A 6,187-nucleotide genomic window follows, 5' to 3' on the forward strand; every position below is an offset into this window, starting at 1 on the left:
TGATGCCGTTAACGCATAAATGATGAAGTAGATATGACAACTAAGACGACAAAAAAAGCGAAAGCGAAGCGCAGCCGTGGCCTGTTTGGGCAAATTTGGTCGCTCACTTGGAAACTAGCCTTAATCGGCCTAGCCGTTGTGACCTTCTACAGTATTTACCTCGATCAAATTATTGCCCGCAAGTTTGAGGGGCAAAAATGGCACTTACCCGCGCAGGTATTTAGCCGCTCGATGGCCTTATATCCCGGCGCTGCCGTGAGTCATCCACAGTTAATGGCCGAACTCAAACTCTTGGGCTATCGCAAAGTCGCCAATCCCCGTGAGGTCGGTGAGTTCTCTGCATCCAGCACCAAAATCGAATTATGGCGTCGTCCCTTCTTACATCCCGAGGGCGATCAAGCTGAGCAGCGGGTGATGATTAGCTTCGACAGCGATGGGATCAGCTCGATTGCACGTATGTCAGATAAGCGCCAGTTGGCGGTATTCCATTTAGAGCCCGTCTTGCTTGACCGCATTATTGCGGGGGACGGCGAAGACAGATTGTTTGTCCCTACAGAAGAAATGCCTAAGGCGATTGTAAAAGCCTTGCTGCTGGTGGAAGACCGCAGTTTTTACGAACACCATGGGGTCAACCCCTTCGCGATTCTGCGCGCCGCTTTTGTGAATATCAGTGCGGGTCGTACCGTACAGGGCGGTTCGACACTGACCCAGCAGTTGGCGAAAAACTTCTTCCTCTCAAGCGAGCGCTCTTTGCTGCGTAAAATTCGCGAAGCCTTAATGGCGGTGATTATCGATTTTCGTTACAGCAAGGAAGAAATCCTCGAGGCCTACCTCAACGAAGTGTATATGGGGCAAGATAAATCCCGCGCCGTGCATGGTATGGGGCTGGCTTCACAGTTCTATTTTGGTCGACCCATCGGCGAGCTAACCACGGCGCAGCAAGCGTTTTTAGTGGCGGCGATTAAGGGGCCTTCCTATTACAACCCATGGCGTTATCCTGAGCGCAGCCAAGAGCGTCGCGATTTAGTGCTGCGTCTCTTGATGGAGTCGGGTGAGCTGAGCACCGCGCAATACAAGGTCGCGGTAGAGTCGCCCCTAGGCTTACGTAATCCCAATAAACCAGTGCATCAAAAATTACCTGCATTCTATGCCTTGGTTAAACAAGAGCTTAACGAGCGTTATGGCGATGCGTTACTAAAACAATCTGGGGTGAAGATTTACACCACACTCGATCCAATGGCGCAGGAAGCCGCCGAAATCGCCGTGACTCAAACCTTTAAGAGCTTAGATAAAGGCAATAAGTCGTTGCAGATTGGTATGGTCGTGACGGATAAATACACTGGTGGTATCGCGGCTATGGTGGGTGATAAGACGCCTGGCTTTGACGGTTATAACCGCGCGGTTGAGATCCGCCGACCCATTGGCTCGCTCATCAAGCCATTTGTGTATGCGACCGCATTGGCACCGAATAGCCAGTTTACCTTGGCTTCGCCACTTAAAGATCAGCCGATTACCCTAAAGAATGAGCAGGGTAAAACCTGGTCACCGCAGAACTTTGATAAGAAGTTTAGCGGACAAGTCTCCTTGTTAACGGCACTGAAAAAGTCGATGAACGTACCTACGGTGAACCTCGGGATTGCCGTGGGGGTGGATGCGGTGGCAACCACGCTGGCTAAATCTGGCTGGCAAGATCCGCTTAACGAATACCCGTCTATGCTACTGGGCGCCGTGAATGGCTCGCCGTTAATGGTGGCGCAGGTTTATCAGACACTGGCCGATAGTGGCGCCTATCGTAAACTCACTACAGTGACGGCGGTGCTCGATAGTCACAATCAGCCGTTGCCAGTGACTCGCTCACCGAAGGAACAAGCTATTACGCCGGATACTGATTTCTTGGTGCAATATGCCATGCAGCAAGTGGTACGCTCGGGTACAGCAACGCGCTTAGGCAATGCCTTCCCCGGTGTGGCGCTGGCGGGTAAAACCGGTACCAGTAACGATAGCCGCGACTCTTGGTTCGCCGGTTTTGACGAGCGTAACGTCGCGGCGATTTGGGTCGGACGCGACGATAACGGCAAGACCAGCCTCTACGGTAGCAGTGGCGCCATGGCGGTGTATCAAGCCTTCTTGAAGGAGCGTCCACCGATTGGGCTGCGCTCGATTCCGCCAACGGGCGTGATCCAAGGTTACTTTGACCGTGATACCGGTGAAGCTAAGGAGGCGGGATGCCGCAATACCGAGGCATTGCCAGCCCTTAGAGGTACCTATAATCCTGCGAAAAACTGCGGCGAGCCGTTGCAGTGGTGGCAGAAGATTTTAGGTCAGTAATACTTATTCTTGATAGGTAAAGCGATAACAGCGGTGCAGCAAAATGGCACCGCTGTCTTTTAAAAAGAGAGTACCAGATGTATAAAACCGCAGCCGCAGTGCATATCCTTGTTAAACACAAAGAGCAGGCGGAAGATATTATTAAGCAATTGAATAAAGGCGCGAATTTTGGCGCGTTAGCCAAGCGCTATTCCTCATGCCCGTCGGCGAAAAAGGGCGGTGATCTCGGTGAATTTAAGCGTGGGCAAATGGTGCCGCAGTTCGATAAAGTCGCTTTCTCCGGTGAACTGCTGGTGCCACATCTCGTCAAAACCAAGTTTGGTTGGCATGTAGTGAAGGTGCTGTATCGCACTTAATCAGGTTGCGTTGATTGAGTCAATAAGCTACTTATCGACGCATTAAACTGCATCTCAACACCAATCTAAACGCTTATTTTCAAAAAATAGTTCATAGTGCGCGTTTCCAATGTTCTCACGGGATAAACGCGCATACGCACTAATAAGACGTTAGCTTCTGGTATGTATAAATGGATTTAAAACAAACAAATTTGCAGAGCATTCTCGACAGGCTCTATAAGACTGCGTTGACACTACTCCTCCCACAATTAGGATTACTCACCATCATTGGTTCAGACACAGACCGATATACTTTTTTGCTGATGTTTATTGTTTTTCTAGCTTTGAATATTCTCATTCCCGTATGGTTACTTATCTTCAACACTGGGAATTCAAAAATTGATTCATTTTCAATCACAATAGACGACCAGAAAATTCTTGTTTCGACCTATGAAGAAGTCCAGAAGATAGATAAAGCTTCATATTGTGGCTATAAAGTTACCTCGCAGTATCCAAAGAAAATACAGCTATTAGAGGCTAACGGCGAACATATAGAGTTTAGTTACTACGCGTTAAATAAAGAGCAAAGGAACCGCTTGTTTGATTATTTGGGACCAGCCAAAAGCTAACAATCTGATCTAGTCGCTCCCTTCGAACGCAGGGACAAAATATGGGGCCGCTTGGCGAATACGGCTCATATTCTTACCCCTAAGTGTGGATGTTATCCATAAAAGTCTAAAGCTAAAGCCAACGACTTAGAGTAAAAACTAATGTGTTTTTGCCCCATTCCTCGTTAGCAAAGTAGTATCTAGCTCACTTTAACATCAGTATGTTGACTCAATTTTAGTAATGCTACAGAGTTACAAAAGGACTCTGACATTTATAATGTGTCTAACGTGCTAGTTGTTCCCGCAAAATGTTGGCCAAGTACATGTGTATAGATTTGTGTGGTACTAACGTCATTGTTGCCCAGTAACTCTTGAACACTTCTTATATCACGACCAGCTTGAAGTAAATGGGTTGCGAAGCTATGCCTAAACGTATGGCAGGTGACGCGTTTATTCATTTGAATATTACGCACGGCATTCCCGAGCGCTTTACGAATAACACTTTGATGTAAATGATGCCTGCAAAGTGTTCCTGTATAAGGATTGATACAGGTTGTGCTGGAAGGGAAAATAAACATCCACCCGTGTTGCCTAAACGCATTTGGATACTTACGTTCTAATGCATTTGGCAGAGATGGGCCTATCCCTTGCTGGTTATCATTCTGTTGAATTTTAATTGCCTTTTTAATATATGTAGTGAGCTTTTCTGCACATCTATGGTTGAGGATGGTTTGCCTATCTTTATGTCCTTTACCGTCTCTCACGGTCAGCGAAGCGCTCTCAATATCAATATCTTGGATACGTAACCTGAGGCATTCTGAAACTCTTAGTCCACTACCATAGAGTAGTTCTATTATTAGCCTATCGCGGCCATCAAGTTCATTTAGTATTAGTGAGATTTCTGATGGGGATAACACTGTCGGTAAATGTCTCTGTTTAGTGGCATAGCAAAAACCTAAATCCCCAAGCTCATGGTGCAAATGCTTCTGATACAAATAGGCTAATGCGTTAAGTGCAATTTTTTGTGTGTTGATGGCCACATTTCGTTGATTGGCAAGGAAGGTTAAAAATTGTGTAACTTCTTCCGTTCCCATTGTTTCAGGGTGACGCTTGTTGTGAAAGTTAATAAAGGCCTTGATCCAATAGAGATAGGTTTTTCCGTTCTAATACTGTAACCACGCATACGCATTTCTTCTTGAAGGCCGCTTAGAAATGGGCTTTTTAGACTCATGATAACCCTCGCTCTTAAATACTGTTTTATGGCTCTTCGTTGTTATTGGTGGAGTAGGTATAGTTCTAGCCAAATTCCTCTTAAATTTCAGTGATGAGTGAAGCTGCTTTATATCAACAAATCTTGGGGCTAAAGGCACCTTGGGTCGTATCCAGAGTTCAACTCGATGAACCACGTCAGAGCATAATTGTTACCATCGCCTACGCTTCTCAAGCAGGCTTTAAATGCCCTATATGCCACAATGCGAGTCGCCATTACGATTCCCGTTTACGAAAATGGCGTCACTTGGATACCTGCCAGTATCAAACGCTCATTCAAGCTAACGTGCCACGAGTACACTGTACCTCACACGGTTATCAAACCCTCCAAGTCCCATGGGCCAGTGGCAGCAGTCGTTACACTGAATTGTTTGAGATGCGTGTATTAACCTTGCTTGCGATGAGTTCTCTTAATGCCGTCAGTCGGTTCTTTAAACTGAGCTGGGGAGCCATAGATAGGATTATGGCGCGCGCTGTTTATCGTGGACTGGCAAAACGCAAACTGATTAATACCGATTATTTATTGGTCGATGAAACCGCTCTTAAAAAGGGGCATGAATATGTCACGCTGCTCTCTAATCATGAAGGACAAGTTTTAGCGGTTTCAGAGGGACGTTCAGCTGCAAGTTTTGATGCCTGCCTAACACAGCTGCCTGCAGATGCATTACGTCAAACTCAGTCTATCTGTATGGATATGAGCCCTGCTTACATTAAAGCAGCAAAGAAAGCGCTGCCCAATGCAGAGAGGAAAATCGCATTTGATCACTTCCATGTAGCCAAGATGCTAACGGAGGCGGTTAACCGGATCCGCAAAGACGAGTTATTCAGGTTGGCGCCGTCAATGCGGCAAGAGGCACATCGCACACGTTTTTACTGGTTAAAGCGACGAGATAATCTCAGCGAACCCGACCGAGAGAGGGTCAATAGACTCATCCCGGCAATGATGAATACGGCTCTTGCATGGTATTTTAAAGAGCAGGCTCGGAACATCTGGCATGGCAATAGTGTTCGAGGAACAAAGCAGCGATGGAAAGATTGGATAGCTTTAGCTAAAGCCAGCGGTCTCAAACTCTTAATGGCGGTAGCAGATACAATCGAGAACAAACTCTGGGGCATACTTAATGCCATGCGCTTTGGTCTATCAAACGGTTTGGCAGAAGCAATCAATAGCCAAGTTAGACAGCTCAGAGTAAAGGCTATGGGGTATCGAAATTCAGAGCGATTTCAACGTGCTATCCTCTTTCACTTTGGAAAGCTGGATATGGGGTTCCACCAATAACAGCGAAAAGCCTATTTTATACAGTATTGTTTAAAATTCCCGGATATCAAGGAAAATAGTGGAAAAATTTTGCGCGTTTGTACTCTGACTAATTTATATAATTATTTTATTTCAATCAGTTATGTGCTTGCGATTTGATATAATAGGTTTGGAAAACGCGCATGCGCGTTTTTCCAGATAGTATATTTAAAGAGAAGCTGATAAGTTATTTGCAATACAAGTAGTTAACTGTGCGCGTTTTTACTGGTCAAACGAGGTAAACGCGCATGCGCACTAATAAAATAATGAAATGGACACCCCTTCTATACTGAGGAAGTCAGTTTAAAAGGAGACCGTCATGAGTGATATTTATACAATCGGAATTGATC

General features: G+C 45.9%; 4 protein-coding genes and 1 pseudogene. 4 read left to right on the top strand and 1 reads right to left on the bottom strand.

Annotated features, from left to right (window positions below; genetic code table 11):
• The first annotated feature begins 33 nt into the window (after positions 1-33).
• The 3 genes from mrcB to L2713_RS13410 all read left to right on the top strand — a co-directional run bounded on the left by mrcB (position 34) and on the right by L2713_RS13410 (position 3,292).
• Positions 34-2,328, top strand: coding sequence for a penicillin-binding protein 1B (mrcB, locus tag L2713_RS13400; RefSeq protein ID WP_248968230.1), 2,295 nt, complete (start codon positions 34-36; stop codon positions 2,326-2,328).
• 77 nt (positions 2,329-2,405) lie between these two features.
• A complete protein-coding gene (locus L2713_RS13405; RefSeq protein ID WP_011627235.1) occupies positions 2,406-2,684 on the top strand; it encodes a peptidylprolyl isomerase in 279 nt (92 codons plus the stop codon).
• A 170-nt stretch (positions 2,685-2,854) separates the two neighbouring features.
• Positions 2,855-3,292: a hypothetical protein gene (locus L2713_RS13410; protein ID WP_248968231.1), complete on the top strand. Its 438-nt coding sequence runs from the start codon at positions 2,855-2,857 to the stop codon at positions 3,290-3,292.
• Positions 3,293-3,543: 251 nt separating this feature from the next.
• On the opposite strand, the pseudogene L2713_RS13415 reads toward L2713_RS13410, so the two are convergent.
• Positions 3,544-4,502 (bottom strand): annotated as a pseudogene (locus L2713_RS13415) (integron integrase).
• A gap of 93 nt (positions 4,503-4,595) precedes the next feature.
• Between L2713_RS13415 and L2713_RS13420 the strand changes: the two are divergent.
• Positions 4,596-5,819: an ISL3-like element ISShes3 family transposase gene (locus L2713_RS13420; protein WP_248968232.1), complete on the top strand. Its 1,224-nt coding sequence runs from the start codon at positions 4,596-4,598 to the stop codon at positions 5,817-5,819.
• Positions 5,820-6,187: the final 368 nt, after the last annotated feature.

It is taken from the genome of Shewanella seohaensis (genome assembly GCF_023283775.1).
Lineage (GTDB): Bacteria > Pseudomonadota > Gammaproteobacteria > Enterobacterales > Shewanellaceae > Shewanella > Shewanella seohaensis.

Excerpts from the sequence above, each read along its gene's own strand:
- L2713_RS13405 (WP_011627235.1), top strand. The coding sequence starts at position 2,406 with ATGTATAAAACCGCAGCCGCAGTGCATATCCTTGTTAAACACAAAGAG.
- L2713_RS13410 (WP_248968231.1), top strand. The coding sequence starts at position 2,855 with ATGGATTTAAAACAAACAAATTTGCAGAGCATTCTCGACAGGCTCTAT.
- mrcB (WP_248968230.1), top strand. The coding sequence starts at position 34 with ATGACAACTAAGACGACAAAAAAAGCGAAAGCGAAGCGCAGCCGTGGC.
- L2713_RS13420 (WP_248968232.1), top strand. The coding sequence starts at position 4,596 with ATGAGTGAAGCTGCTTTATATCAACAAATCTTGGGGCTAAAGGCACCT.